Consider the following 25,365-nt stretch of genomic DNA (forward strand, 5'->3'; position numbering starts at 1 on the left):
CTTTGTATGACTGATCCACTCCTTGCCCACGCCACGGAATACGGCCGCATGTATGCGCGGTCCACCTCCGAACAGTTCTCTGTTCCGTCCATCACCACCGTCATCGGCCAGCAGCCGCACGGACTGGACGGCTGGTTCGGTTACATGGGCGCCAGCAGTTTGGCGAAGGATCCGCTGCTGGCCGATTGCCTGGGCAGCCCGGCGAAAATCCGTCAGGCCGTTAACCGGGCGTCAAAGGCGGCAGAACTGTACCGCGACGAGGCCGCCAAGCGTGGGGACCGCGTCCATAACTACTGCGAGCAGGTTGCGCTCCGCGCCCTCGGCCGGCCCCACGCCATGAAGGAAACCCGCGAGGCCCTGGCAGCCAACGGCGAGGAAGCCTTTGCCCTGCGGTTTGATGAGTGGTGGGAACTCTATGGCGTGGAGCCCCTCGCGCCGGAAGTCACCGTGTGGAACAAATCTGTGGGGTACGCGGGGACGTTGGACCTCGTGGCGAGGATCAACGGCCGGATCTGCATTATTGATTACAAGACCAAGGGCACCACACGGGACGGCACCGTTAAGCCGCTGGACGACAAGGTGGTCATGCAGTTGGTGGCGGGAATGAAGGCCGAGGAGAGCCTCGTGGATGCCGTCGCCGGGGAATGGGAGTCCTGGAAGTACGGCGAGGCCCCGCTGCTGCTCGCAGTGGCCATCGGCGAGACGGAAGTCCGTCCGGTCCGCGCCAACCCCGACGTCCTCAAGCACCACTGGTGGAAGTTCTGCGCCCTGCGCAGGGTCTGGGAACTGTCCGCCGACACGATCGCTGCGGGCTCTGCGCTCCTTCCGGTGGCTCCGCCGCCGTCTGCGCACGTCCGCAGCGCATAACCGGGCACGCCTGTCCGGAGCCTGGCTGCAGAGCCCGTCCCCGGAGTCCCGGGACCGGTGCCCCTGCACCTAAACTGGATAGGTTCGCCATTAACGCCCACCGTGAGGAACGACAGCACATGGCCATTCTGAATATCCGCATCATTGGTGATCCTGTGCTCCGCACAGTGGCCGATCCCGTGACGGAATTCGGTCCTGAGCTCGCCAAGCTGGTTGCGGACATGACGGAAACCATGGAGGACGTGGACGGCGCCGGCCTCGCAGCCCCCCAGATCGGCGTCAGCCAGCGGGTGTTCACTTACCGGATCGACGGCGTGGAGGGCCACATTATCAATCCGGTCCTGGAAAACAGCGAGGACTTCCAGTCGGACCAGGTTGAGGGATGCCTGTCCGTCCCTGGCCTGGCGTTCCCGGTCCGCCGCTTCCGCGCCACCCGCGCCACCGGCATTGACCTCAACGGGAATCCCGTTGCTGTGGAGGGGGAAGGTATGCTCGCCCGTTGTTTCCAGCACGAGACAGACCACCTGGACGGCATCCTCTTCACCGACAGGCTGGAGGGCGAGGACCGGAAGACGGCCCTGCGGTCCATCCGCAACGCCAACTATGACGCCATTACGGAACGCACGACGACGAAGCGCGCCAAGACGGTCGGGTCCAGTTTCGGGGGCGCGAGCTTTGGGGGAGCGAGTTCTGCCGGCGCCAGCTTCGGCGGCGGCGCCACCACATGAGGGTACTTTTTGCCGGCACCCCCGCCGTGGCCGTCCCGTCCCTTGATGCCCTCGTTGCGGCCGGCTTTGAGATCGTTGCTGTCCTGACCCGTCCCGACGCGCCGATCGGGCGCAAACGGGTGCTGACGCCGTCGCCCGTTGCCGCCCGCGCCGCCGAGCTGGGAATCGACATCATCCATGCCACCCGCGTGGACGACGCCGTGACGGCGAGAATCGCCGCGGCCAAGCCGGACGTGGCCGCCATCGTGGCCTATGGCGGACTGATTCCGCGCGCGGCCCTTGATGTTCCGCCGCACGGTTGGATCAACCTGCACTTCTCCCTGCTTCCCGCATGGCGTGGCGCTGCCCCGGTGCAGCGGGCTGTGATGGCCGGGGACGACGTCACCGGGGCAGTTACCTTCCTGTTGGAGGAAGGTTTGGACACCGGCCCGGTCTTCGGAACGCTGACCGAGGGCGTCGGCCCGGAAGACACTGCCGGAGCGCTGCTGGAGCGGCTGTCCCACAGCGGGGCGGTGCTCCTTGCCCAGACACTGTCAGCAGTCGAGGCCGGGAGGGCCGCTGCGCAGCCGCAGTTCGGCGATGTTTCGCTGGCCCCCAAGCTGACCATCGATGACGGCCGGCTTGACTGGAAGCAGCCTGCCCTGGCGATCGGCAGGCGGGCCCGCGGCGTAACTCCCGAGCCCGGTGCCTGGACCACCCTGGACGGACAGCGCGTCAAACTCGAACCCGTCCGGCTCCGGCCGGGTAACACTGACCTGCAGCCCGGTGCTGTAGTCCTCGACGGCAAGAGCGTCCTGGTGGGCACCGGATCCCACGCCGTGGAGCTGACGAGGATCCAGCCTTCGGGCAAAAAGATGATGGCCGCCGCCGACTGGGCGCGCGGCATGGCAACACTGGAAAGCGTGGTCTTCGAATGAGCGAATCCGGCGGTAACGCAGGCGGCAGGGGCGGCAGCGGCGCCGCGGGTGGCGGACGTGGCAACAGCGGACGGGGCAAGGGCGGGCCGCGGGATTCCAGCCAGCGCAACGCCCAGGGCCGCGAACGGAACCGTCCCTCCCAGCGGAGCTTCACCGAAAACGCTCCGGCGCAGCGGACCCGCCGGGCGGACCCCGCGCGGCTGGTGGCCTTTGAGGTCCTGCGCGCGGTAGCCGCGGAGGACGCCTATGCCAACCTGGTGCTCCCGTCCCGCATCCGCCATCACGGCCTGGATAAGCGCGACGCCGGTTTCGCCACCGAGCTCAGCTACGGAGCCTTGCGTGGCCAGGGTACTTACGATGCCATCCTGGCCCGCTGCGTTGACCGGCCGCTGGACCAGCTTGACCCTGCCATCCTGGACGCCCTGCGGATCGGCACCCATCAGCTGCTGGCCATGCGCGTCCCGGCCCACGCCGCCCTGGATCAGACCGTTGGCCTGGCCCGCGCCGTCATCGGCGCCGGACCCTCCGCCCTGATCAATGCGGTGCTGCGGAAGGTCACGGCGCACACGCTGGAGGAGTGGCTTGAGGTCCTCGTGGCCGGTGAAAGCGACGAAACCACCATCGCCTCCCTCCGGTACGCCCACCCCGAATGGATTGTCCGGGCCATGCGCCAGTCTTTGGTGGCCCACGGGCGGTCAGCCGCCGAAATCAACGATCTTCTTGAAGCCGATAACGAGGCCCCGGTGGTCAACCTCGTGGCACTGCCCGGCCTGGGAAGCCTGGATGAAGCCCTGGAAGGCGGGGCCACGCCAGGTGAACTCGTTGAAGGCTCGGCACTCTCCAGCGGCGGAGACCTGGGCCGGCTCGCGTCCATACGGGAAGGCAGCACGCGTGTCCAGGACGTTGGCTCGCAGCTGGTGGCCCGCGCCATGGCGGCAGTGGAGCTGGATCCCGCCGGCGGCGCCGGAACAGAGCGATCGCACGAAACCTGGCTGGACCTGTGCGCCGGCCCCGGCGGCAAGGCCGCCCTGCTGGGCGCGCTGGCCAACGCCCAGGGTGCCACACTCCTCGCAAACGAACCGGCCCCGCACCGCGCCAAACTTGTCAGCCAGGCCTTGTCCGCCGTGCCCAGGGACGTCTGGCACGTCCGGACTGGCGATGGCCGCGACGTGGGCACAGAACAGCCCGAATCGTTTGACCGTGTCCTGGTGGATGTCCCCTGCAGCGGGCTTGGCGCGCTGCGCCGCAGGCCGGAGTCCCGCTGGCGCCGCACGCCCAAGGACCTTGCGGACCTGGGGCCGCTGCAGCGTGCCCTGCTGAAATCGGCGCTGGACGCCGTCCGCCCCGGCGGAGTGGTTGCCTACGTCACCTGTTCACCCCACCCGGCCGAAACCACGGCGGTGGTCAGCGATGCCCTGCGGAAGCGTGACGACCTGGAGCTGCTGGACGCCGGCGCGGTGCTGGACAGCGTAAGCCTGACCGGGAACCTGGGCGCAGGCCACGATTCCACGGCTCAGCTCTGGCCGCATATCCACAGCACCGATGCCATGTTCCTGGCGCTCATCCGGAAAAAAGCCTGACCCGTGAAAGGTTCCCCCATGCCTCAATGCTGCATCAACCCCAGCATCCTGTCCGCCGACTTCGTCAACCTCGAAGCTGAACTGCAGCGCATCAGCAACGCCGACGCCGTGCACGTGGACGTGATGGACAACCACTTCGTCCCCAACCTCACCATCGGGCTGCCGGTTGTGCAGCGGATCCAGGCCGTCAGCCCCGTCCCGCTGGACGCCCACCTGATGATCTCCGACGCCGACCGCTGGGCGCCGGGGTTCGCCGACGCCGGGCTGGCATCCGTAACCTTCCACGCGGAGGCCTCCATTGCGCCGGTCAAACTGGCCCGCGAACTGAGGGCCCGGGGCTCCAAGGCCGGCCTGGCGCTGCGCCCCGCCACAGCCGTGGAACCCTACCTGGACATGCTCGAGGAACTCGACATGCTCCTGATCATGACCGTGGAGCCGGGCTTCGGCGGCCAGGCGTTCCTGGACCTTACCCTGCCCAAGATCCGCAAGGCCCGGGCCGCCATCGACGGATCCGGAATCAACGTCGCCCTGCAGGTGGACGGCGGCATTACCGAGGAAACCATTCTGCGCGCGGCCGAAGCGGGTGCCAACGTCTTTGTGGCGGGCTCCGCAGTCTACGGCGCGGCGGACCCGGCAGCAGCCATCGGACGGCTCCGCGACGCCGGCAGCATAAAGTTACGCGCTGCGTCCGCGGAATAGTCTGGGCCAGCTTGTGGTTATGGCACAATAGCAACACACAATACGTGCTCCGGGGTCGGTGTAAGTCCGAACCGGCGGTGATAGTCCGCGACCCGCGAGCCGGCGCTTTCCCCTTCAGGGAAGGAACCGGCGGACGGTTGAACTGGTGAAATTCCGGTACCGACAGTTAAAGTCTGGATGAGAGAAGCACGTACAGCTGTATCTGCGGCGCCATTTGGTGCCGCGGCCTTCTGCTGTCGTATACCCCCGGAGCCATCGCGGTTCTAGAGGGAAGGAACGACAACACACATGAACCCCTTGCGATGGCTCTTTGAAGCCAGGTTTTCCCATGATCGGGGAACGGAAGCCGCCGGACCGGTGGCCGCCCCATGACCCGGATCGAGAACGTCACGGCGTTCAGTGCCGCCGAAACCGCTGCCATGACCGCGGCGCTCGAAGCAGCCCTGCAGGGCCCGCGCGGAGCGAATCCGCTGGTGGGCGCCGTCGTGATCGATGCCTCAGGGCGCCTGCTGGTGACCGGGTACCACCGCGGCGCCGGCACCCCCCACGCGGAAGCGGACGCGATCAACCAGGCGGTGGCCGCCGGGCTGGACCTGCGGGGCTGCACCATGGTGATCACGCTGGAGCCCTGTGACCACCGCGGCCGGACGGGGCCCTGCACCCAAGCGATCATTGGTGCTGGAATCACGGACGTGGTCTACGCCGTCGACGATCCGCACGACCCTGCGGCGGGCGGCGCAGCCACCCTGCGTAACGCCGGTGTACAGGTCCGCAGCGGGCTCGCGGCGGACCAGTCGTTCGAGCTGAACCGTCAATGGTTCCGGGCCGTGGCCGCACAGCGCCCGTTCGTGACGCTGCACATCGCCCAGACACTGGACAGCCGGATCGCCGCTGAGGATGGCACGAGCCAGTGGATCTCCTCGCCTGAGTCCCTCGCCGACAACCACGGGCTCAGACGGCGGATCGACGCCATCCTCGTGGGCACGCAGACCGTGCTCGTGGACAACCCCCGGCTGACAGCCCGCGACGCGTCCGGAGCGACCTCCGGCAAACAGCCGCTGCGTGCCGTGATGGGCCTGCGGGACATTCCGGCTGATGCCGCCGTCCGTGGTGACGACGGGCACGTGCTCCACCTGCCTACGCGGGATCCGCGGGAGGCGCTCTCGCTCCTCTACACGGAAGGCATCCGTCACGTCATGGTGGAAGGCGGCTCACGCATCCTCAGCGCATTCCTGGCCGCCGGGCTTGTGGACGAACTCATTGTCTACGTCGCCCCCACCCTGCTGGGCTCCGGAACTCCCGCGCTCAACGGACTGGGAATCACCACCCTGGCCGATGCCCGGCACTGGGACTGGGACCCCTCCGACGGCGGCGCCGTCCTGACCCTGGGCCGGGACCTGAGGCTGCACCTCCGGCCAGAACCAACCGAAGCTTTTGAACCACACCTAACCCGCACAGCCGCGGAACCAGCCATGGGAGGCTACTGATGTTTACCGGAATTATTGCCGAACAGGGACAGGTCCTGTCCGTGGAGCGGGACGGCGATGCCAGCGCAACGCTCCGCCTGCGGGCCCCCGGCACCACCGAAGGGCTCGCCCTGGGCGGGTCCATCGCCGTCAACGGAGTCTGCCTGACGGCCACCGCCATCGAGGGCAAAGAGTTCAGCGTTGATGTGATGGGCGAAACCCTCGTCCGCAGCACCATCGGCGAACTTGCCGCCGGCGACTCGGTGAACCTTGAACGCTGCGTCCCCGCCGGCGGCCGGCTGGACGGCCACGTCGTCCAGGGCCACGTCGACGGCGTCGGGCAGCTGCTGGAGCGCGAGGCGCTCGGCAACTGGGAGCGCCTCCGGTTCGGCGTGCCCGCCAACCTCGCCCGCTACATCGCGGAGAAGGGCTCCATAGCGATCGACGGCGTCTCGCTCACCGTCACGGCGGTCAGCCCCGCCACGGAGCCGGAGCCCTGGTTCGAAGTGGGGCTGATCCCCACCACACTGGCAGAGACCGGCCTGGGGGCCAAGGAAACCGGGAGCAGGGTCAACCTCGAAGTGGACGTGCTCGCGAAATACACCGAACGGCTGCTGGCATTCAGCACCGGCACAACCACCGGGGGCGAACGATGAACACCACCGTTCGGCTGGAGCCGGCCGCCGTCCCGGTACCTGCAGCAGCCTTCGGGCTTGACCCCGTGGAAGATGCCATCCGCGCCATGGCCGCCGGCCGGCCCGTGCTGGTGGTGGACAACGAGGACCGCGAAAACGAAGGCGACATCATCTTCGCGGCGCAGCATGCGACCCCTGCCCTCATGGGCTGGACCATCCGGTACAGCTCCGGCGTCATCTGCGTCCCCCTGACCGGGGAGCGCGCCGACGCCCTGGCCCTGCCGCCCATGGTGGCCGTGAACCAGGACGCAAAGGGGACGGCGTACACCGTTTCCTGCGACGCGGCCGTGGGTGTCAGCACCGGAATCTCCGCCACGGACCGGGCCCTCACGGCCCGCGTCCTTGCAGACCCCGGCGCCGGACCGGCCGCCGTGACCCGGCCCGGGCATATTTTCCCGCTCCGGGCCGTTAACGGGGGAGTGCGTGAACGCCCCGGCCATACCGAAGCGGCCGTGGACCTCTGCCGGCTCGCCGGACTGGAGCCGGTGGGTGTTATCGCCGAGGTTGTGCACGACGACGGCGAAATGATGCGGCTCGACGGGCTGCGGGGTTTCGCCGCTGAACATGGATGCCCCCTGATCTCGATTGAGGATCTGGTGGCTTACCTTGAAGCAGGGGCCGGGGCTCCCGCCGACAGTGACACCGGGCCGGACGCCCGGGCGGAGTAGAGGAGTAATGATGACGGCTTCCGGAGTTCCGGACAACAGCCACCAGAACGGCCACCACCGGGGGACCGCCGGCAATGGCCGGGCCCACCACCCCGTGAGCGGCGGTCCCATTGTGCAGCTGCCCACGCCATTTGGCGATTTCGTCACCCAGGCGTGGACAGACCTGGTCACTGGCGCCGAACACCTGGCGGTGAGCTCGCCCAACCCGCCGAGGGAGGGCGTTGCCCCGCTGGTCCGGCTGCATTCCGAGTGCCTGACCGGCGACGTCTTCGGTTCATACCGTTGTGACTGCGGCGAACAGCTGGCCTATGCCCTGGAGATGATCAATGAGTTCGGCGGCACGCTGCTGTATCTGCGCGGGCAAGAAGGACGGGGGATCGGCCTGGCCAACAAGATCAAGGCCTATGCCCTCCAGGAGGCGGGCTTTGACACCGTTGAGGCCAACGAGCAGCTGGGTCTGCCGGTGGATGCCCGCTGCTACAATGCGGCCGCCCAGATCCTGGCCGAGATGGGCCTCCACGAGGTCCGGCTCCTGAGCAACAACCCGGACAAACAGAACCGGCTCGCCAAAGCCGGCGTAAAGGTGGTGGAGATGGTGCCCACCGAAGTGCCGTCCCGCGACCAGAACATCCGCTACCTGCAGACCAAAAAGGACCGCATGGAGCACCGGCTGACGCTGGACACACACGTTGTAACGGTGCCGGGCGCCGCTGCCGACGATTTCGACCACGACCAAAACTGAACGGAAAAGATTCACGCATGAGCGGACACGGCGCACCAGATATTGACCTCACCACCCTTAACCCGGCGGAAACGTCGCAGCTGCGGCTGGCCATTGTGGCGGCCAGCTGGCACACCCAGATCATGGACGGGCTCCTGGACGGTGCCCTGCGCGCCGCCAAGGACGCGGGCATCAGCGACCCCACCGTGCTGCGCGTTCCGGGCGCCTTTGAGCTTCCCGTCGCTGCCGCGCGGCTGGCACCGCACTTTGACGCCGTGGTGGCCCTCGGCGTCGTGATCCGCGGCGGGACTCCGCACTTTGAATATGTCTGCCAGGCGGCGACGTCGGGACTGACCGATGTCAGTGTCTCCACCGGCGTGCCCGTGGGCTTCGGCGTACTGACCTGCGATACGGAGCAGCAGGGCCTGGACCGCGCCGGCCTGCCTGGCTCCAGCGAGGACAAGGGCCATGAAGCCGTGACGGCAGCCCTGGCCACCGCCGTCCTCCTCAAGCAGTACACGTAGCAGCCAGTACACGCAGCAGCGGGTAGTCGGCAGCAAGCCGCCGGGGCGCGGTGTGTGTTCGCTCACATCGCGCCCGTCATGCGGCGGCCCGAAAGGGATCCCCAGGCCGTCAGCAAGTAGGCTGTAGGGCGTGAAGAATTTCGAGACGCTGTTCGCTGAACTGAGTGAGAAGGCAGCCACCCGCCCGGCAGGCTCCCGCACCGTCGCTGAATTGGAGTCCGGAGTCCACGGCATTGGCAAGAAAGTCGTGGAGGAAGCAGCCGAAGTCTGGATGGCCGCTGAGTACGAATCCGATGAGGCCGCGGCCGAGGAAATCTCCCAGCTGCTCTACCACCTGCAGGTTCTGATGCTCGCCAAAGGCCTGACCCTGGAAGACGTCTACAAGCATCTGTAGCCACTGAGGCACCCGGCGGGTCAACACCTGCCCGCCAGTGCCCTGCGTGGCCCGTTTGCCTGATCCCTAGACCTCCGAACCAAGAAAGACCCCCATGCTGCGAGTAGCCGTCCCCAACAAGGGCTCCCTGTCCGAAGCCGCCTCCGCCATGCTGTCCGAAGCCGGCTACCGCCAGCGCCGCGACACCCGCGAGCTGGTCATGATGGACCCGGACAACGACATTGAGTTCTTCTTCCTCCGCCCCCGTGACATCGCCGTGTATGTCGGACGCGGAACGCTCGACGTCGGCATCACCGGCCGCGACCTGCTGCTGGACGCCGAGGTGGAGGCAGAGGAACTGCTTCCCCTGGGCTTCGCTGCGTCCACGTTCCGCTTCGCCGGCCCCGTTGGCGACTTCGCCACCGCGGAAGAGCTTGAAGGCAAACGACTCGCCACCAGCTATGACGGGCTGCTCCGCGGCTACCTCGCCGAGCGCGGCATCAATGCCAAGGTGGTCCGGCTCGACGGCGCCGTGGAGTCTTCCGTGCGCCTGGGCGTAGCGGACGCCATCGCCGACGTCGTGGAAACGGGCAATACCCTCAAGGCTGCCGGGATGGAAATCTTCGGCGAGCCGATCCTCAAGTCTGAAGCTGTCCTTATCCGCCGCACTGGCGAAGGCGGAGCCGCCAACGGCACCGCCAAGGAAATTGAAGTCCTGATCCGCCGCCTGCAGGGCGTCCTCGTGGCGCGCCAGTACGTGCTGATGGACTACGACATCCGCAAGGAACTGGTGGAACAGGCCGCTGCACTGACTCCCGGCCTGGAATCACCCACCGTCTCACCGCTGCGCGACTCCGACTGGGTGGCTGTCCGGTCCATGGTTCCGAAGAAGGAAACCAACCGGATCATGGATGAGCTCTACGACCTCGGCGCCCGCGCCATCCTGGTCAGCAGCATCCACGCCTGCCGAATCTGATTTCCAGGAGAATCCCATGGCTGTAGCTGTACGAGTCATCCCCTGCCTCGACGTCGACGCCGGGCGCGTCGTGAAGGGCATCAACTTCGAGGGTCTCCGCGACGCCGGCGACCCGGTGGAGCTGGCACACCGCTACGACAATGCCGGCGCCGACGAACTGACGTTCCTGGACGTCACCGCGTCCTCGGGCAACCGCGAAACCACGTTCGACGTGGTCCGCCGCACGGCCGAGGAAGTCTTTATCCCGCTGACTGTGGGCGGCGGTGTCCGCGGCGTTGCCGAGGTGGACAAGCTCCTGCGTTTCGGTGCGGACAAAGCTTCGATCAACACAGCTGCCGTTGCCCGGCCGGACGTCATCAATGAAATCAGCCGGCACTTCGGTTCGCAGGTGCTGGTCCTCTCCGTGGACGCCCGCCGGACCCGCCCCGGGTCCCAGCCCACGCCGTCGGGCTTTGAAGTGACCACCCACGGCGGCCGCACGGGCACCGGAATCGATGCCATCGAGTGGGCCAGGGAAGCTGCCGACCGCGGCATCGGGGAAATCCTACTCAACTCCATCGATGCCGACGGCACCAAGGACGGCTTCGACCTGGAACTGATCCGCCTGGTCCGCGCGGCCGTGAAAGTGCCGATCATCGCGTCAGGCGGCGCCGGCGAACCGGCCCACTTCCCGCCGGCCGTCGCCGCCGGAGCGGACGCCGTGCTGGCCGCGTCGATCTTCCACTGGGGCCCGGACAACATGATGTCCCAGGTCAAGCAGGCCATCCGCGAAGCAGGCTTCGAAGTCCGCTAAAGGCCCACTTCGGCGGACTGGAGCAGGGCGACGGCGTCGGGCTGGCCTTCGAAGGTGACCAGGGCGTGCCGGGTGCGGCCGTGGGCGTGCATCAGCAGTTCGCCCGGCTCACCAACAATCGCCACCGAAACGGGTGCCCGCTTGGCGACATGCCGCGGTCCCGACGGGCGCACCAGCACAATGCCCAGGTCGACGCCGCGGTAAAGAATGGCTGCCCGTTTGATCAGCTCGTCCCAGAGGGCGTCCGAGTATGCCTCGTCGAGGGCGCGCGGCGCCCAGCGGTCCACAGCCCGGCGGATGTCCTCCGTGTGGACGAAGTATTCGATCAGGTTGGAGCTCTCGTCCAATGCCTTGATGTTCATGGGGGACAGCGCGGGCGGTCCGCCCCGGAAGGTGTTCACCAGGCCGGTGTAGTCGTCGGCGGTTTTCAGCTTCGCGGCGAGCTTGGCGGTGGCCTTGTCCGAAGCCTTGGACAGGCGCTTGATGATGAGGCCCAGCCCCACGGCCGCCTTGCGTTCGCGCAGGTAAAGGTGCGCGGCAAGGTCCCTGGTGCGCCAGCCTCTACAGAGGGTGGGGGCATCAGGGCCGGCCGCCAGCAGGGTTTCGGCCAGGACTTCTCGGGACGGTTCGACGAAATGCATCACTTGTGAAACTAGCACGAGAGCAGGGAAGTTGGGCAGCAGAACCGCCAGCCGATAGGTGCCCTTGTTCACACACTGTTTGTATGCCAGCTTGTGCATATTCAGGGGCCGCTGATCAGGCACTAGACTTGGTCTGATGTCTGAGCAGCCCGCCTCCGCCCCCGTAATTGTCCCGGCCCCCGCCACAAGTCCGCTTGCGCCTGAAGTTGCCGCCGCGCTGAAGCGTGACGGCGCCGGGCTGGTGGCCGCGGTGGTCCAGCAGTTCGACACCCAGGAAGTGCTCATGCTGGGCTGGATGGACGACGAAGCCCTGCACCGCACCATGACCAGCGGCCGGGTCACGTTCTACTCCCGCTCCCGCCAGGAATACTGGCGCAAGGGGGACACGTCCGGTCATGTCCAGTGGGTCAAATCGGTTGCCCTGGACTGCGACGGCGATGCCCTCCTGATCCGCGTGGACCAGGTCGGCGCGGCGTGCCACACCGGCACCCGGACCTGCTTCGACGGCAGGGACTTGAACATTACGGCAGGAACAGGCGGCGAAGCATAGCCATGCAGGACCTTGGAATCATCAGCCCGGGCCTCGAGGAGTTCCGCGAACTCGCCGGCAGCAGCCGGGTCATCCCCGTTACGCTCAAAGTGCTGGCGGACGCGGAGACCCCTATCGGCCTCTACCGGAAGCTGGCCCAGGGCCAGCCCGGTACGTTCCTGATGGAGTCCGCGGCGGTGGGCGGCACCTGGTCGCGGTATTCCTTCATCGGCGCGAAGTCCCGGGCAACCCTGACCACCAAGGACGGCCAGGCGCACTGGCTGGGCCAGCCCCCCGCCGGGGTGCCCCTGGACGGCAACCCCGTGGACGCCATCCGCGACACCATCGAGGCGCTGCGGACCAGCAGGTTTGACGGCCTGCCGCCCTTCACCTCCGGCCTGGTCGGCTTCCTGGGCTGGGAGGCGGTCCGCCACTGGGAACGGCTGACCAGCCCGCCGGAGGATGACCTCCACCTGCCCGAAATGGCGCTGAACCTGGTCACCGACATGGCCGTGCACGACAACCATGACGGCACCGTGCTGCTGATCGCCAACGCCATCAACTTCGACGGCAGCTCCGACCGCGTGGACGAGGCCTGGGAAGATGCCGTGGCACGGGTCAAGGCCCTCCTCACCACGATCAGCACACCCGTGGCCCACCCGGTTTCCGTGCTGGAACCCGCCGCCCTGGATTTCGCCTCCAGCGTCGAGGAACGGTGGGACGAACCCTCCTACCTGGCCGCGCTTGACCGCGGCAAGGAAGCCATCGTTGACGGTGAAGTGTTCCAGGTGGTGATTTCACGCCGCTTCGAGATGGAATGCGGAGCCTCGCCCCTTGACGTGTACCGCGTCCTGCGCAACACCAACCCCAGCCCGTACATGTACATCTTCAGCCTCGAGGACGCCGACGGCCGGGAGTACTCCATCGTCGGGTCCTCGCCCGAGGCCCTGGTAACGGTGACCGGTGAGGAAGTCATCACCCACCCGATCGCCGGTTCACGGCCCCGCGGCAAGACTGTCGAGGGAGACAAAGCCCTCGCCGAGGAACTGCTGGCCGACCAGAAGGAACGCGCCGAACACCTGATGCTCGTGGACCTCTCCCGCAACGACCTGTCCAAGGTCTGCGTGGCGGGAACTGTGGACGTCACGCAGTTCATGGAGGTGGAGCGGTTCAGCCACATCATGCACCTGGTCTCCACTGTGGTGGGCAAGCTGTCCCCGGACGCCAGCGCCTACGACGTCCTGAAAGCTACGTTCCCCGCTGGCACCCTGTCCGGTGCCCCGAAGCCCCGGGCACTGCGCCTGCTGGACCAGCTTGAACCGCACCGCCGCGGCATCTACGGCGGCGTGGTGGGTTACCTGGACTTTGCCGGCGACATGGACATGGCCATTGCCATCCGTTCGGCACTCCTCCGCGAGGGACGCGCCTACGTCCAGGCCGGCGGAGGCATCGTGGCGGATTCCGTGAACCCTACGGAAGCGCTGGAGACCGTGAACAAGGCGGCCGCTCCGCTCCGGGCCGTGCACACGGCCGGATCGTTGCACAACATTGCGGCGGAGTCGCTTCCCGGCAGTTCCCACACCAGCGTCGCCGGTACTCCCGCTGAGGGAAGCCAGGGCGCCGTATGACGCCGGCCTGGGCCAGGAAATCCACGCTGGTACTGCTGATCGCCGTTCTTGCGCTGGCGGTCTTCGGGACCACCACCCAGACCTGGATCACGGTCAGCCTGGACGCCAACCAGGTGGGCCAGGCGGCGGGGGACCAGAACACCCTTCCGGTCCAGGGCAGCAAGGCGGCCACAACCGTGACAGCCTTGGCCTTGGTGGCCCTGGCCGGTGGGCTGGCAGCATCCATCGCCGGAAAGTTCGCGCGGTGGGCCATCACCGCCATCATCATGCTGGCCGCCGCAGGCATCGTAGCCGCGGCCGCCACCGTGCTGGCTGACCCGCTGGGTGCCGCGCAGGGCTCCATCGCCGCTGCCACCGGCGTCACCGGCGGCAACGCGGAAGTGGCAGTTACCGCCTTCCCTGTCCTCGCCGTCGTCGCCGGCGCCCTGCTGGCGCTGGCCGCGTTGCTGATCATCCCCGCCGGCCGGCACTGGAAGTCGCGGACCAAATATGACGCGGCCACCTATGGGGCGCCCGCTGGAAGCACTGCGGCCGCCACCGGTCCTGTGGACGAGATCGACAGCTGGGACCGCCTCTCGCGCGGAGATGATCCCACCTAAACGCCGCACGCAGCCAACCCGCGCAAACTGAGCCCGGTCTGCCGATGGGCAGGTCGCGGCCAAAAAATGGCAGAATGTAAGCAGTATTCATCCCGAGGAGATTCACATGAGCAAAGCACCCGCTTCCGTATCGAAATCAGGCACCCGGACCGTTGCCCCCGGCGTCGTTGACCACAGCCAGGAACTTGGCCACGGCAACAGCCCTGCGGCCTGGACCTGCGTGATCGTTATGCTGGTCGGCGCCCTCATCGCGTCCATCGCCTTTGTCATCGCCAACACCCCCATCTTCATCGCCGGCGGAGCCGTGATGGTCCTCGGCCTGATCCTTGGCTACATCATGCGCAAGGCCGGCTACGGCGTCGAAGGCAGCAAGCTGAAGAACACCGGCCACTGATGGCGACTGTTCTCGATGACATCAACGCTGGTGTCAGGGAGGATCTGGAGGCCAGGAAGCGTCTCGTTTCGCTGGCGGAACTGAAGGACCTGGCTGCGGCCGCGGCACCCGCCCGGGACGCCTGGGCGGCCCTCGGGGGCACCGCGGTTCAGCGGGACCAGCTGAAGGTCATTGCGGAAATCAAGCGGCGCAGCCCGTCCAAGGGCGACCTCGCAACCATCGTTGATCCGGCGTCGCTGGCTGAACAGTACGCCGACGGCGGCGCGGCTGTGATCAGCGTCCTCACCGAACAGCGGCGCTTCAACGGCTCCCTGGCGGACCTGGACGCCGTCCGGGCCCGCGTGGACGTTCCGCTGCTCCGCAAGGATTTCACGGTCGACGAGTACCAGATCTGGGAAGCGCGCGCCCACGGCGCGGACCTGATCCTGCTCATCGTGGCGTCACTCTCCGACAGCGAGCTCCGGGACTTCAGCGCGCTCAGCCGCGAACTCGGCATGAACGTGCTCGTGGAGACGCACACGGAAGAGGAAATCGAACGTGCCGTGGCGGCTGAGGCGCGCATCATCGGCGTCAACGTGCGCAACCTGAAGACGCTCGACGTCGACCGTTCAGTTTTCGCGTCGCTCGCCGGACTGATTCCGGCCGAAGCGCTGGTCATCGCCGAATCCGGTGTGCGCGGCGTGGACGACGTAACGCACTACGCCGCCAACGGCGCCAACGCCATCCTGGTGGGCGAAGCCCTGGTCAGCGACTCAACGCCGCGTGACCGGATCGCCGAATTCACGGCAGCCGGCGCTGCCGCCATCGCCGCCCGGGCCTAGTCAGGGCACCCGCCGGCCACGGTGCCGACGGCACAACACTTCCGAACGATCAACTGGAACAGGACGGGACTGATGGCTGAAACCTCAGAGAACGCTGACAACAACGCTGCGGACGCTTTCCTGCAGGGCGGCTCGCTGAAGCACGCCCCGGGGCCGTATTTCGGCGGCTACGGCGGGCGCTGGATGCCGGAATCGCTGATCGCCGCCCTGGACGAGCTGGAAGACACCTTTGAAAAGGCCAAGGCGGATCCCGAATTCCTTGCCCAGCTCTCCGACCTGAACAAGAACTACTCCGGCCGGCCCTCGCTGCTGACCGAAGCCAAGCGGTTCTCCGAGCACGCCGGCGGCGCCCGGATTTTCCTCAAGCGTGAGGACCTCAACCACACCGGATCCCACAAGATCAACAACGTCCTGGGCCAGGCACTGCTGGCCAAGCGTATGGGCAAAACCCGCGTGATCGCCGAGACCGGCGCCGGGCAGCACGGCGTTGCCAGCGCCACTGCCGCCGCGCTGCTCGGCCTGGAATGCGTTGTCTACATGGGCGCCGAAGACTGCCGTCGGCAGGCGCTGAATGTCGCCCGGATGCAGCTGCTCGGCGCCACCGTGGTGCCTGTGGTGAACGGTTCCCAGACCCTCAAGGACGCCATCAACGACGCCCTCCGGGACTGGGTCAGCAACGTCGACACCACCCACTACCTGCTGGGCACCGCCGCCGGGGCGCACCCGTTCCCGGCCATGGTCCGCTTCTTCCACGAGGTCATCGGCGAAGAGGCCCGGGCCCAGATCCTGGAGCAGACCGGTAAACTGCCCGACGCCGTGTGCGCCTGCATCGGCGGCGGTTCCAACGCGATCGGCATCTTCCACGGATTCCTGGATGATCCGTCCGTAAAGATCTACGGCTTTGAAGCCGGCGGCGACGGCGTGGACACCGGCCGGCACGCAGCCACCATCACCCTCGGCAAGCCCGGCGTCCTGCACGGCGCACGCTCCTACCTCATGCAGGACGACGACGGGCAGACCATCGAGTCGCACTCGATCTCCGCAGGCCTGGACTACCCGGGCGTTGGCCCGGAGCACGCGTACCTGGCCGATATCGGACGCGTCAGCTACGAGCCCATCACCGACAGCGAAGCGATGGATGCGTTCAAGCTGCTGTGCCGGACGGAGGGGATCATCCCCGCCATTGAGTCCTCACACGCCCTCGCGGGTGCCATCAAGGTTGGCAAGCGCCTCACCGAAGGCAGCGCTGACCCCTCCGGAACGGTGGTCATTGTGAACCTGTCCGGCCGCGGCGACAAGGACGTTGAGACCGCCGCGGAATGGTTCGACATGCTTGACGAAGAGGGCAAGGTCAAGGGCACCAACCTGTCCACCCGCAAGCCCAAGGGCCCTGCCGACAGGGCAGCGGACAACAACGAGGACCAGAACTGATGACTGAACAGACGGCCAGCAAGTCCGCCGCCGCCATCGACCGGGCACGGGACGCCGGGCGCTCAGCGCTCGTGTGCTACCTGCCTGCCGGGTACCCGGACGTCCAGGCCACCATCGACGCCGGCATTGCCATGGCTAAGAACGGTGCCGATCTGATCGAAATCGGCATTCCCTACTCCGATCCGGTCATGGACGGCCCGGTCATCCAGGCCGCGACGACCGAGGCGATCGCCAACGGCTTCCGCGTCGAGAGCGTCTTTGACGTTGTCGCCGGCATCACGGCAGCCACAGACGTCGCCGTGCTCGTCATGACCTACTGGAACCCCGTGGTCCGGATGGGCGTGGACGAATTCTCCCGCCGGCTGGCCGATGCCGGGGGAGCAGGGCTCATCACCCCTGACCTCATCCCGGACGAAGCCTCGGAATGGTTCGCCGCCTCGGACAAGTACGGACTGGACCGCGTGTTCCTCGTGGCGCCGTCCTCCACCCCGGAGCGCCTGGCCATGACGGTCAAGGCAAGCCGGGGCTTTGTGTACGCCGTCTCCATCATGGGCGTGACGGGTACCCGCCAGGCTGTCAGCAGCAGCGCGGAGAAGCTCGTTGCCGACACGCATGCCGCCGGCGCCGAACGCGTGTGCGTGGGACTCGGGGTCTCCAACGCCGGCCACGTCCGCGAGATTGCAGCGTACGCAGACGGTGTCATCGTTGGCACGGCGCTTGTTGCCGCCATCCGCGACGGGGGAGTACCCGCGGTCGCGGACCTCACCCGGGACCTGAGCGCCGGACTCGTCAGGGAAGAAGCCTAACCACCATGCAGATCCTCCTTCAGGCCGCCACCCTGGTGCCGGCCAGCATCCCCAGCCCGGACTGGTCCGGCTTCGACATCCCGCTGCCGTGGGGGACTCTGCGGATCCACGCCTATGCCCTGTGCATCCTGGCCGGGATCATCGTTGGCCTGTGGCTCACGTCCGTCCGGTGGGCCCGCCGCGGTGCGCCCGAAGGCAGCGTCTGGGACATCGTCATCTGGGCGATTCCGTTCGGCATCATGGGAGGCCGCCTTTACCACGTGGTTTCGTCCCCGGACGCCTACTTCGGGCCCGGCTTCGACGGGACCGGGGACCTGTGGCTCATCCCGCAGATCCAGCGTGGCGGACTGGGAATCTGGGGTGCCGTGGTTCTGGGCGTCCTGGGCGCCTGGATCGGCTGCCGCCGGTCCGGCGTGAAACTCACAGCCTTCCTCGATGCTGCTGCGCCTGGACTGCTGCTGGCCCAGGCCGTTGGCCGCTGGGGAAACTACTTCAACCAGGAACTCTTCGGCGGGCCCACCACCCTGCCGTGGGGCCTGCAGATTGATGCGGACAATCCCAACTTTCCGGCCGGAATGCCGGTGGATACGCTATTCCATCCCACTTTCCTGTACGAGTCGCTCTGGAACATCGCCGGCGTGCTCATCCTGCTCGCGCTGGACCGCCGCTTCAACTTCCGCCGTGCCCGGCTTTTCTGGCTCTACGCCATGTATTACACCCTGGGCCGGGTCTGGATCGAAGCGATGCGCATCGACGAAGCCGAGCAGATCAACCTGTTCGGCATCACCGCCAGGCTCAATGTCTGGACCAGCATCTTTGTCTTTGTGGCAGCACTCATCGTGTTCGTACTCCTGGGCATGAAGGGCCGCCCGGAACCGGACACACCCTTCCTGGCGGGCCGCGAGCCGGCAGCAGTCGAGGCCGTGGACGCTGCGGGGGAAGAAAAGGCACCGGTCCGCGATGCGGACTCTGCTGTCTCGGATAGTGAATCGCGTGATAATCTCCCAGATAACCAAAATGGTGCCCGGATCCCTTCCACCCCAACGGAAGAGGAACCGGCATTCCGGGACGGTGACAAGCCTGTTCCGGAGTCGCCGGTAACCGGAAGTTCCGGCCACAAGGCAACGGAATCCGCGCCGGAGGCTGGCACAAGCAAGTAGGACGCCGGCACGGCAGGGTGGCAGAGTCAACGCTCGGAGCGCCCAAACACCACAGCGTCGTGGCAACAGGGCCTCTCCGGTCAGCAGACAGCAGCTGGTCGGTCAAGTCCGGGTCAGGGGCCTGCGTAACTGTTAGTTCAGCAGGCCGGTCTGGCCTACAATTTCCAGTAAACAACACTTTGTTGTGCCCATCACATAGGCGCTTACAAGGCGGGCCAACGGTGTCCCTTCCATACGCACGATATCGAGGAAGGACGTCTTCAATGACCCATCTTCATAGCCCACGTTGGTCCGAAAAAATAGGATCGCAGGGCCCCGTCTCCCCGTTCAAGCGCTTTGCCGCGCTTCCCGAGGCCCGGGGTCTGTACAACCCAGAGAACGAAAAAGACGCCTGTGGCCTTGCGATCATCGCCACGCTCCGCGGCGAGCCCGGCTACGACATTGTCGACGCCGCGCTGACCGCGCTCCGGAATCTGGAGCACCGCGGTGCTGTGGGTGCCGACGAGGGAACCGGTGACGGTGCCGGCCTGCTGATGCAGATCCCGGACGAGTTCTTCCGCGCCGTCACAGAATTCGAACTCCCCGCACCGGGCCAGTTCATCGCCGGCACCGCCTTCCTCCCTGCCGAGCAGCGCGAAGCCGCCGCCGCCAAGGCCGGCATTGAAGGCCTCGCCGCCGACGAAGGCCTGACCGTGCTCGGCTGGCGCGAAGTGCCCATCGTCGCAGACCTCGTGGGCGCCATGGCCCGCGCCTGCATGCCCTACTTCTCCCAGCCCTTCCTTGCCTCGGCAACCGGCGAGGAACTGGACCGCAATGAGCTGGACTCACGCGCCTGGCGGATCCGCAAGCGTGCCCAGAACAAGTTCGGCGTGTACTTCCCGTCGCTGTCCTCGCGCACCATCGTCTACAAGGGCATGCTCACCACGGCCCAGCTGGAGCCGTTCTACCCCGATCTTTCGGACAAGCGTTTCAAGACCAAGCTGGCGATCGTCCACTCGCGCTTCTCCACCAACACGTTCCCGTCCTGGCCGCTGGCCCAGCCGTTCCGCACCATCGCCCACAACGGTGAAATCAACACCGTCAAGGGCAACCGGAACTGGATGCGCGCCCGCCAGTCCCAGCTCGCCAACCCGCTGCTGGGTTACTCCCCGGAAGACCTGTACCCCATCTGCACTCCCGGTGCGTCAGACTCCGCGTCGTTCGACGAAGTCGCCGAGCTGCTCTGGCTCTCCGGCCGCCCCATCACGCACTCGATCATGATGATGATCCCCGAGGCCTGGGAAAACCACGCCACCATGGATCCGGCACGGCGTGCGTTCTACGAATACCACTCCCTGCTTATGGAGCCGTGGGACGGCCCCGCCGCCGTTTCCTTTACCGACGGCAACCTCGTCGGCGCCACCCTGGACCGCAACGGGCTGCGCCCCGGACGCTACTGGATCACCGAAGACGGGCTGATCGTCTTCGCCTCCGAGGTGGGCGTCATCGACGTCGAGCCTTCCAAGGTGGTCAAGAAGGGCCGCGTTTCGCCGGGCAAGATGTTCCTGGTGGACACTGACGCCGGCCGCATCATCGACGACGAAGAGGTCAAGGCCGAGGTCGCTGCCGCGAACCCCTGGGCCGAGTGGGTCAAGGACAACCTCATTGACCTCAAGGACCTCCCCGAGCGCGAGCACGTGGTGCATACGGCCGCGTCCGTCAACATCCGCCAGCGGACCTTCGGGTACACCACCGAAGAGCTGAAGATCCTGCTGGGCCCGATGGCCCGCACGGGCGCCGAACCGTTGGGCGCCATGGGATCCGACACCCCGGTGGCTGTGCTCTCCAAGCGTCCCCGGCTGCTCTTTGACTACTTTGTGCAGTCCTTCGCGCAGGTCACCAACCCGCCGCTGGATGCCATCCGCGAAGAGCTGGTCACGTCGCTGACCTGCGCCATCGGCCCGAACGGCAACCTGCTGGACACGAAGCAGGTCCGGCAGCCCCAGGTCATGCTGCCGTTCCCGGTGATCAACAACGACCAGCTCGCCAAGATCGCCAACATTGAAACGCCCGACGGCGACCGCGTGGCCATGAAGGTCCGTGGGCTCTACCGCCCCGAAGGCGGCGAGAACGCCCTGCGTGCCCGGCTCACCGAGATCTGCGAGCAGGTGTCCGGCGCAATCAACCGCGGCGTGCAGTATGTTGTGCTGTCCGACCGCGACTCGAACGCGCAGTGGGCCCCGATTCCTTCCCTGCTCTTGGTCAGCGCCGTGCACCACCACCTGCTCCGCAGCGCCAACCGCACCAAGACCGCCCTGGTGGTCGAGGCAGGCGACGTCCGCGAGACGCACCACGTGGCTGTCCTGATCGGCTACGGTGCCTCCGCAGTCAACCCGTACCTGGCCATGGAGTCAGTGGAGCAGCTCATCGCCGCCGGTGACGTTGTTGGGGTCACCCCGCAGGACGGCGTCTACAACCTGATCAAGGGCCTCGGCAAGGGCGTCCTCAAGATCATGTCCAAGATGGGCATCTCCACCGTTGCGTCCTACACCGGCGCGCAGACGTTCGAGGCCCTGGGCCTCGGACAGGAGCTGGTGGACGAGTTCTTCGCCGGCACGCATTCCCAGCTGGGCGGCGTGGGCCTGGACGTCATCGCCGCCGAAGTTTCGGCGCGGCACCAGATGGCCTACCCCGAAGGCGGCATCGAACTGCCGCACCGCCCGCTCCTGGGCGGCGGCGAATACCAGTGGCGCCGCGACGGTGAGCCGCACCTGTTCAACCCGGAGACCGTCTTCCGGCTCCAGCACGCCACGCGTGAGCGCCGCTATGACATTTTCAAGGCGTACACCAAGGGCGTGGATGACCAGTCCGAGAACCTGATGACCCTGCGCGGGCTGCTCAAGTTCAAGAACGACCGTCCCGCCGTCCCGCTGGAGGAAGTGGAGCCTGTCTCCAGCGTTGTGAAGCGCTTCTCCACCGGCGCCATGAGCTACGGGTCCATCTCCAAGGAAGCCCACGAGACCCTCGCGATCGCCATGAACCAGTTGGGCGGCAAGTCCAACACCGGTGAAGGCGGCGAGGACGTGGACCGCCTGCTGGACCCGAAGCGCCGCTCTGCCGTCAAGCAGATCGCGTCGGGCCGGTTCGGCGTCACCAGCCTGTACCTGACCAACGCTGACGACATCCAGATCAAGATGGCGCAGGGTGCCAAGCCCGGTGAAGGCGGCCAGCTGATGGCGCAGAAGGTGTATCCCTGGGTTGCCCGGACGCGCCACTCGACGCCCGGCGTCGGCCTGATTTCACCGCCGCCGCACCACGACATCTACTCCATCGAGGACCTCGCCCAGCTCATCTACGATGCGAAGCGCGCCAACCCCTCGGCCCGGGTGCACGTCAAGCTCGTCTCCGAAGTGGGGATCGGCACCGTGGCGTCGGGTGTCACCAAAGCGAAGGCCGACGTCGTACTGGTCTCCGGGCACGACGGCGGAACCGGCGCGTCCCCGCTGAACTCGCTCAAGCATGCGGGTGTGCCGTGGGAGCTGGGGCTCGCTGAGACGCAGCAGACCCTGATGCTCAACGGCCTGCGCGACCGTGTGGTGGTCCAGGTGGACGGCCAGCTCAAGACCGGGCGGGACGTTGTCATCGCCGCGCTGCTCGGCGGCGAGGAGTTCGGTTTCGCCACGGCCCCGCTGGTGGTGGAAGGCTGCATCATGATGCGCGTCTGCCACCTGGACACCTGCCCGGTGGGCGTCGCAACGCAGAACCCCGAACTGCGGGCACGCTTCACCGGCAAGCCCGAATTTGTGGTCAACTTCTTCGAATTCCTGGCCGAGGAAGTCCGCGAGATCCTCGCGGAACTTGGCTTCCGGAGCATCGAAGAGGCGATCGGCCACGCCGAGGTGCTGGATGCCCGCGAGGCGATCAACCACTGGAAGGCCGACGGCCTGGACCTGGACCCGATCCTGCACGGGCTCGAGTTCGACGACGACGCTCCGCTGCGCAACATGACCTCGCAGAACCACGAGCTGGACAAGCACTTCGACCAGCGGCTGATCACCATGGCTACGGAGGCCCTGACTGACCGCAGCCCGGTGAAAATCGCAGTGGACGTGATCAACACGGACCGCTCGGTGGGCACCATGCTGGGCCACACGGTGACCAAGACGTTCAGCACGGACGTGCTGGCGCCGGACACCATCGACATCACCCTGACCGGTACCGCGGGACAGTCGCTGGGCGCTTTCCTGCCCGCCGGCATCACGCTGCGCCTCTTCGGTGACTCGAACGACTACGTGGGCAAGGGCCTTTCCGGCGGGCGGATCATTGTCCGGCCGGACCGCACCAACGTGTTCAAGGCCGAAGGCAACGTCATTGCCGGAAACGTGATCGGCTACGGCGCCACCAGCGGCGAGATGTTCCTGCGCGGCCAGGTGGGCGAACGCTTCCTGGTCCGCAACTCCGGGGCCACGGCGGTTGTTGAGGGCATCGGCGACCACGGCTGCGAATACATGACCGGCGGGCAGACGCTGATCATCGGCCGCACCGGCCGCAACTTCGGCGCCGGTATGTCCGGCGGCACCGCCTACGTGCTGGACCTGCAGACCACCCAGGTCAATAAGGACGCCCTGCAGTCCGGCGAACTCCAGCTCGTAGAACTCGACGCCGAAGACCGGGACATTATCCACGGCCTGCTGGTGAAGCATGTCGAGGAAACGGAATCGCTTCACGCGGCCCGGTTGCTGGAGAACTTCGACGACACCGCTGCCCGCATTACCAAAGTGCTGCCGCGCGATTACGCGGCAGTCCTGCAAACCCGTCTCGACGCTATCGAAGAGGGCCTTGACCCCGATGGCGAAGAAGTATGGGCTCGAATCCTGGAGGTGACCGGTGGCTGATCCACGCGGATTTCTTAAAGTACGCCAGCGTGAAACCCAGCCGCGCCGCCCCGTTCCGGTCCGCATCATGGACTGGAAAGAGGTTTACGAGGCCCAGGAAAAGGGTGTCCTGAAGGCCCAGGCCGGCCGCTGCATGGACTGCGGTGTGCCGTTCTGCCACCACGGCTGCCCGCTGGGCAACCTCATCCCCGAATGGAACGACCTCACCTGGCGGGACAAGGGCGAGGAAGCGATTGAGCGGCTGCACGCCACCAACAACTTCCCCGAGTGGACCGGCCGGCTTTGCCCTGCACCCTGTGAGGCGTCCTGTGTGCTGGGAATCAACCAGCCCGCAGTCACCATCAAACAGGTTGAAGTCTCCATCATCGACGAAGCCTGGGACAGCGGCTGGGTCAACCCGCTACCCCCGACGCGCCTGACCGGAAAGACCGTTGCCGTCGTCGGCTCCGGCCCTGCCGGCCTGGCCGTTGCGCAGCAGCTGACCCGGGTGGGCCACACGGTCGCGGTGTATGAGCGTGACGACAAGATCGGCGGGCTCCTCCGCTACGGCATCCCCGACTTCAAGATGGAGAAGGAGCAGGTGGACCGCCGCATCGAGCAGATGAAGACGGAAGGCACCCGCTTCCGCACCGGCGTCGCCGTGGGTACCGACGTGACGTGGGAGCAGCTGCGCCGCCGGTATGACGCCGTCGTGGTTGCCACCGGCGCCACCGTCCCGCGGGACCTGCCCATCCCGGGCCGCGACCTGGACGGCGTGCACTACGCCATGGATTACCTGGTGCCGGCCAACCGCGTTGTCGCGGGGGAGACGGTGGAGAACCAGATCCACGCCAAGGGCAAGCACGTGGTGATCCTGGGCGGCGGCGATACCGGTGCCGACTGCCTCGGCACCGCGCACCGTCATGGAGCCGCATCCGTGACCACCCTGGCCATCGGCAAGCAGCCGCCGGCGGAACGTGCCGGGCACCAGCCCTGGCCCACGTTCCCCACGCTGTTCGAAATGGCCAGCGCCCACGAAGAAGGCGGCGAACGTACGTACCTCGCCTCCACCGTCGAGTTTGTCGGAGAGAACGGCAAGCTCACCGGCGTCAAGGTTGCCGAAACAGAGTTTGTTGACGGCAAGCGGCTTCCCAAGGCCGGCACCGAACGGATCATCCCGGCGGACCTGGTCTTCCTGTCGCTGGGCTTCACCGGAACCGAGCCCGCGGGCATCACCGAGCAAGTCAGTGCCGAATTCGACGGGCGCGGCAACGTGAGCCGCGACGGGTACTACATGACGAATACCGAGGGCATCTTCGTGGCCGGCGACGCCGGACGCGGGCAGTCGCTCATCGTGTGGGCCATCGCCGAGGGCCGGGCCTGTGCCGCCGCCGTGGACAAGTTCCTGATGGGCAGCACCATCCTGCCGGCGCCGGTGGCTCCGACGGACAAGGCCATCGCGGTTCTCTGACACCAGTCAGTTCGCCGCGGATTAA

General features: G+C 66.8%; 24 protein-coding genes and 1 riboswitch. Of the genes, 23 read left to right on the plus strand and 1 reads right to left on the minus strand.

Features of this window, described 5'->3' with window-relative positions; all coding sequences use genetic code 11:
* Nucleotides 1-6 precede the first annotated feature (6 nt).
* The 13 genes from AC3IT0_RS08720 (at nucleotide 7) to hisF (ending at nucleotide 11,007) form a co-directional block, all read left to right on the plus strand.
* The gene (locus tag AC3IT0_RS08720) at nucleotides 7-867 is read left to right on the plus strand and encodes a cytochrome (RefSeq protein WP_489323326.1); all 861 of its coding nucleotides are present in this window, start codon (nucleotides 7-9) and stop codon (nucleotides 865-867) included.
* A 119-nt stretch (nucleotides 868-986) separates the two neighbouring features.
* Nucleotides 987-1,595, plus strand: a complete 609-nt coding sequence (gene def / locus AC3IT0_RS08725) for a peptide deformylase (RefSeq protein WP_489323327.1) — start codon at nucleotides 987-989, stop codon at nucleotides 1,593-1,595.
* Entirely contained in the window at nucleotides 1,592-2,512 is a 921-nt protein-coding gene (gene fmt / locus AC3IT0_RS08730) for a methionyl-tRNA formyltransferase (protein WP_489323328.1), read from the plus strand. Before def ends, fmt begins: the two co-directional genes overlap by 4 nt.
* Nucleotides 2,509-4,092 carry an RsmB/NOP family class I SAM-dependent RNA methyltransferase gene (locus tag AC3IT0_RS08735; RefSeq protein WP_489323329.1) on the plus strand — a complete coding sequence of 528 codons (1,584 nt, stop codon included), beginning with the start codon at nucleotides 2,509-2,511 and terminating at the stop codon, nucleotides 4,090-4,092. Before fmt ends, AC3IT0_RS08735 begins: the two co-directional genes overlap by 4 nt.
* 18 nt (nucleotides 4,093-4,110) lie before the next feature.
* Nucleotides 4,111-4,791 (plus strand): ribulose-phosphate 3-epimerase, encoded by a 681-nt coding sequence (gene rpe / locus AC3IT0_RS08740; RefSeq protein ID WP_489323330.1) that lies wholly within the window; start codon nucleotides 4,111-4,113, stop codon nucleotides 4,789-4,791.
* A 40-nt stretch (nucleotides 4,792-4,831) separates the two neighbouring features.
* A riboswitch (FMN riboswitch) is annotated at nucleotides 4,832-4,985 on the plus strand.
* Nucleotides 4,986-5,159: 174 nt separating this feature from the next.
* The gene (gene ribD, locus AC3IT0_RS08745) at nucleotides 5,160-6,278 is read left to right on the plus strand and encodes a bifunctional diaminohydroxyphosphoribosylaminopyrimidine deaminase/5-amino-6-(5-phosphoribosylamino)uracil reductase RibD (RefSeq protein WP_489323331.1); all 1,119 of its coding nucleotides are present in this window, start codon (nucleotides 5,160-5,162) and stop codon (nucleotides 6,276-6,278) included.
* The gene (locus tag AC3IT0_RS08750) at nucleotides 6,278-6,913 is read left to right on the plus strand and encodes a riboflavin synthase (protein WP_489323332.1); all 636 of its coding nucleotides are present in this window, start codon (nucleotides 6,278-6,280) and stop codon (nucleotides 6,911-6,913) included. The genes ribD and AC3IT0_RS08750 overlap by 1 nt, the downstream gene beginning before the upstream one ends.
* Nucleotides 6,910-7,620, plus strand: a complete 711-nt coding sequence (ribB, locus tag AC3IT0_RS08755) for a 3,4-dihydroxy-2-butanone-4-phosphate synthase (protein ID WP_489323333.1) — start codon at nucleotides 6,910-6,912, stop codon at nucleotides 7,618-7,620. The genes AC3IT0_RS08750 and ribB overlap by 4 nt, the downstream gene beginning before the upstream one ends.
* A 10-nt stretch (nucleotides 7,621-7,630) precedes the next feature.
* Entirely contained in the window at nucleotides 7,631-8,362 is a 732-nt protein-coding gene (gene ribA / locus AC3IT0_RS08760) for a GTP cyclohydrolase II (RefSeq protein ID WP_489323334.1), read from the plus strand.
* 17 nt (nucleotides 8,363-8,379) lie between these two features.
* Nucleotides 8,380-8,865, plus strand: a complete 486-nt coding sequence (gene ribH, locus AC3IT0_RS08765; RefSeq protein ID WP_489323335.1) for a 6,7-dimethyl-8-ribityllumazine synthase — start codon at nucleotides 8,380-8,382, stop codon at nucleotides 8,863-8,865.
* A 130-nt stretch (nucleotides 8,866-8,995) separates the two neighbouring features.
* Nucleotides 8,996-9,259, plus strand: coding sequence for a phosphoribosyl-ATP diphosphatase (locus AC3IT0_RS08770; RefSeq protein ID WP_028270786.1), 264 nt, complete (start codon nucleotides 8,996-8,998; stop codon nucleotides 9,257-9,259).
* A 94-nt stretch (nucleotides 9,260-9,353) separates the two neighbouring features.
* A complete protein-coding gene (hisG, locus tag AC3IT0_RS08775; protein WP_248761504.1) occupies nucleotides 9,354-10,214 on the plus strand; it encodes an ATP phosphoribosyltransferase in 861 nt (286 codons plus the stop codon).
* A gap of 16 nt (nucleotides 10,215-10,230) precedes the next feature.
* Nucleotides 10,231-11,007 (plus strand): imidazole glycerol phosphate synthase subunit HisF, encoded by a 777-nt coding sequence (gene hisF, locus AC3IT0_RS08780; protein ID WP_056345623.1) that lies wholly within the window; start codon nucleotides 10,231-10,233, stop codon nucleotides 11,005-11,007.
* Here hisF and AC3IT0_RS08785 read toward each other — a convergent pair.
* Entirely contained in the window at nucleotides 11,004-11,648 is a 645-nt protein-coding gene (locus AC3IT0_RS08785; RefSeq protein WP_058932697.1) for a TIGR03085 family metal-binding protein, read from the minus strand. The genes hisF and AC3IT0_RS08785 overlap by 4 nt on opposite strands.
* 136 nt (nucleotides 11,649-11,784) lie before the next feature.
* On the opposite strand from AC3IT0_RS08785, the gene hisI reads away from it, so the two are divergent.
* The 10 genes from hisI (at nucleotide 11,785) to AC3IT0_RS08835 (ending at nucleotide 25,340) form a co-directional block, all read left to right on the plus strand.
* A complete protein-coding gene (gene hisI / locus AC3IT0_RS08790) occupies nucleotides 11,785-12,198 on the plus strand; it encodes a phosphoribosyl-AMP cyclohydrolase (RefSeq protein ID WP_489323336.1) in 414 nt (137 codons plus the stop codon).
* A gap of 2 nt (nucleotides 12,199-12,200) precedes the next feature.
* Nucleotides 12,201-13,805, plus strand: coding sequence for an anthranilate synthase component I (locus AC3IT0_RS08795; RefSeq protein WP_489323337.1), 1,605 nt, complete (start codon nucleotides 12,201-12,203; stop codon nucleotides 13,803-13,805).
* Entirely contained in the window at nucleotides 13,802-14,404 is a 603-nt protein-coding gene (locus AC3IT0_RS08800; protein WP_489323338.1) for a Trp biosynthesis-associated membrane protein, read from the plus strand. The genes AC3IT0_RS08795 and AC3IT0_RS08800 overlap by 4 nt, the downstream gene beginning before the upstream one ends.
* A gap of 106 nt (nucleotides 14,405-14,510) precedes the next feature.
* A complete protein-coding gene (locus tag AC3IT0_RS08805; RefSeq protein WP_489323339.1) occupies nucleotides 14,511-14,798 on the plus strand; it encodes an HGxxPAAW family protein in 288 nt (95 codons plus the stop codon).
* Complete coding sequence (gene trpC, locus AC3IT0_RS08810; RefSeq protein WP_489323340.1) at nucleotides 14,798-15,619, plus strand: indole-3-glycerol phosphate synthase TrpC; 822 nt, start codon at nucleotides 14,798-14,800, stop codon at nucleotides 15,617-15,619. Before AC3IT0_RS08805 ends, trpC begins: the two co-directional genes overlap by 1 nt.
* Before the next feature lie 72 nt (nucleotides 15,620-15,691).
* Nucleotides 15,692-17,050, plus strand: coding sequence for a tryptophan synthase subunit beta (trpB, locus tag AC3IT0_RS08815; RefSeq protein WP_489323341.1), 1,359 nt, complete (start codon nucleotides 15,692-15,694; stop codon nucleotides 17,048-17,050).
* Nucleotides 17,050-17,856 (plus strand): tryptophan synthase subunit alpha, encoded by an 807-nt coding sequence (gene trpA, locus AC3IT0_RS08820; RefSeq protein WP_489323342.1) that lies wholly within the window; start codon nucleotides 17,050-17,052, stop codon nucleotides 17,854-17,856. Before trpB ends, trpA begins: the two co-directional genes overlap by 1 nt.
* Nucleotides 17,857-17,861: 5 nt before the next feature.
* The gene (gene lgt / locus AC3IT0_RS08825) at nucleotides 17,862-19,016 is read left to right on the plus strand and encodes a prolipoprotein diacylglyceryl transferase (RefSeq protein WP_489323343.1); all 1,155 of its coding nucleotides are present in this window, start codon (nucleotides 17,862-17,864) and stop codon (nucleotides 19,014-19,016) included.
* A gap of 263 nt (nucleotides 19,017-19,279) precedes the next feature.
* Entirely contained in the window at nucleotides 19,280-23,890 is a 4,611-nt protein-coding gene (gltB, locus tag AC3IT0_RS08830; protein WP_489323344.1) for a glutamate synthase large subunit, read from the plus strand.
* Nucleotides 23,883-25,340, plus strand: a complete 1,458-nt coding sequence (locus AC3IT0_RS08835; RefSeq protein ID WP_489323345.1) for a glutamate synthase subunit beta — start codon at nucleotides 23,883-23,885, stop codon at nucleotides 25,338-25,340. The genes gltB and AC3IT0_RS08835 overlap by 8 nt, the downstream gene beginning before the upstream one ends.
* Nucleotides 25,341-25,365: the final 25 nt, after the last annotated feature.

This window comes from Pseudarthrobacter sp. KH_020_B, from assembly GCF_057840185.1.

Coding starts and splice junctions, on each gene's coding strand:
- AC3IT0_RS08800 (WP_489323338.1), top strand. CDS start 13,802: ATGACGCCGGCCTGGGCCAGGAAATCCACGCTGGTACTGCTGATCGCC.
- hisF (WP_056345623.1), top strand. CDS start 10,231: ATGGCTGTAGCTGTACGAGTCATCCCCTGCCTCGACGTCGACGCCGGG.
- ribA (WP_489323334.1), top strand. CDS start 7,631: ATGACGGCTTCCGGAGTTCCGGACAACAGCCACCAGAACGGCCACCAC.
- rpe (WP_489323330.1), top strand. CDS start 4,111: ATGCCTCAATGCTGCATCAACCCCAGCATCCTGTCCGCCGACTTCGTC.
- fmt (WP_489323328.1), top strand. CDS start 1,592: ATGAGGGTACTTTTTGCCGGCACCCCCGCCGTGGCCGTCCCGTCCCTT.
- ribD (WP_489323331.1), top strand. CDS start 5,160: ATGACCCGGATCGAGAACGTCACGGCGTTCAGTGCCGCCGAAACCGCT.
- trpA (WP_489323342.1), top strand. CDS start 17,050: ATGACTGAACAGACGGCCAGCAAGTCCGCCGCCGCCATCGACCGGGCA.
- ribB (WP_489323333.1), top strand. CDS start 6,910: ATGAACACCACCGTTCGGCTGGAGCCGGCCGCCGTCCCGGTACCTGCA.
- AC3IT0_RS08785 (WP_058932697.1), bottom strand. CDS start 11,648: ATGCATTTCGTCGAACCGTCCCGAGAAGTCCTGGCCGAAACCCTGCTG.
- hisG (WP_248761504.1), top strand. CDS start 9,354: ATGCTGCGAGTAGCCGTCCCCAACAAGGGCTCCCTGTCCGAAGCCGCC.
- AC3IT0_RS08750 (WP_489323332.1), top strand. CDS start 6,278: ATGTTTACCGGAATTATTGCCGAACAGGGACAGGTCCTGTCCGTGGAG.
- trpB (WP_489323341.1), top strand. CDS start 15,692: ATGGCTGAAACCTCAGAGAACGCTGACAACAACGCTGCGGACGCTTTC.
- trpC (WP_489323340.1), top strand. CDS start 14,798: ATGGCGACTGTTCTCGATGACATCAACGCTGGTGTCAGGGAGGATCTG.
- ribH (WP_489323335.1), top strand. CDS start 8,380: ATGAGCGGACACGGCGCACCAGATATTGACCTCACCACCCTTAACCCG.
- gltB (WP_489323344.1), top strand. CDS start 19,280: ATGACCCATCTTCATAGCCCACGTTGGTCCGAAAAAATAGGATCGCAG.
- AC3IT0_RS08720 (WP_489323326.1), top strand. CDS start 7: ATGACTGATCCACTCCTTGCCCACGCCACGGAATACGGCCGCATGTAT.
- hisI (WP_489323336.1), top strand. CDS start 11,785: ATGTCTGAGCAGCCCGCCTCCGCCCCCGTAATTGTCCCGGCCCCCGCC.
- AC3IT0_RS08805 (WP_489323339.1), top strand. CDS start 14,511: ATGAGCAAAGCACCCGCTTCCGTATCGAAATCAGGCACCCGGACCGTT.
- AC3IT0_RS08795 (WP_489323337.1), top strand. CDS start 12,201: ATGCAGGACCTTGGAATCATCAGCCCGGGCCTCGAGGAGTTCCGCGAA.
- lgt (WP_489323343.1), top strand. CDS start 17,862: ATGCAGATCCTCCTTCAGGCCGCCACCCTGGTGCCGGCCAGCATCCCC.
- AC3IT0_RS08735 (WP_489323329.1), top strand. CDS start 2,509: ATGAGCGAATCCGGCGGTAACGCAGGCGGCAGGGGCGGCAGCGGCGCC.
- def (WP_489323327.1), top strand. CDS start 987: ATGGCCATTCTGAATATCCGCATCATTGGTGATCCTGTGCTCCGCACA.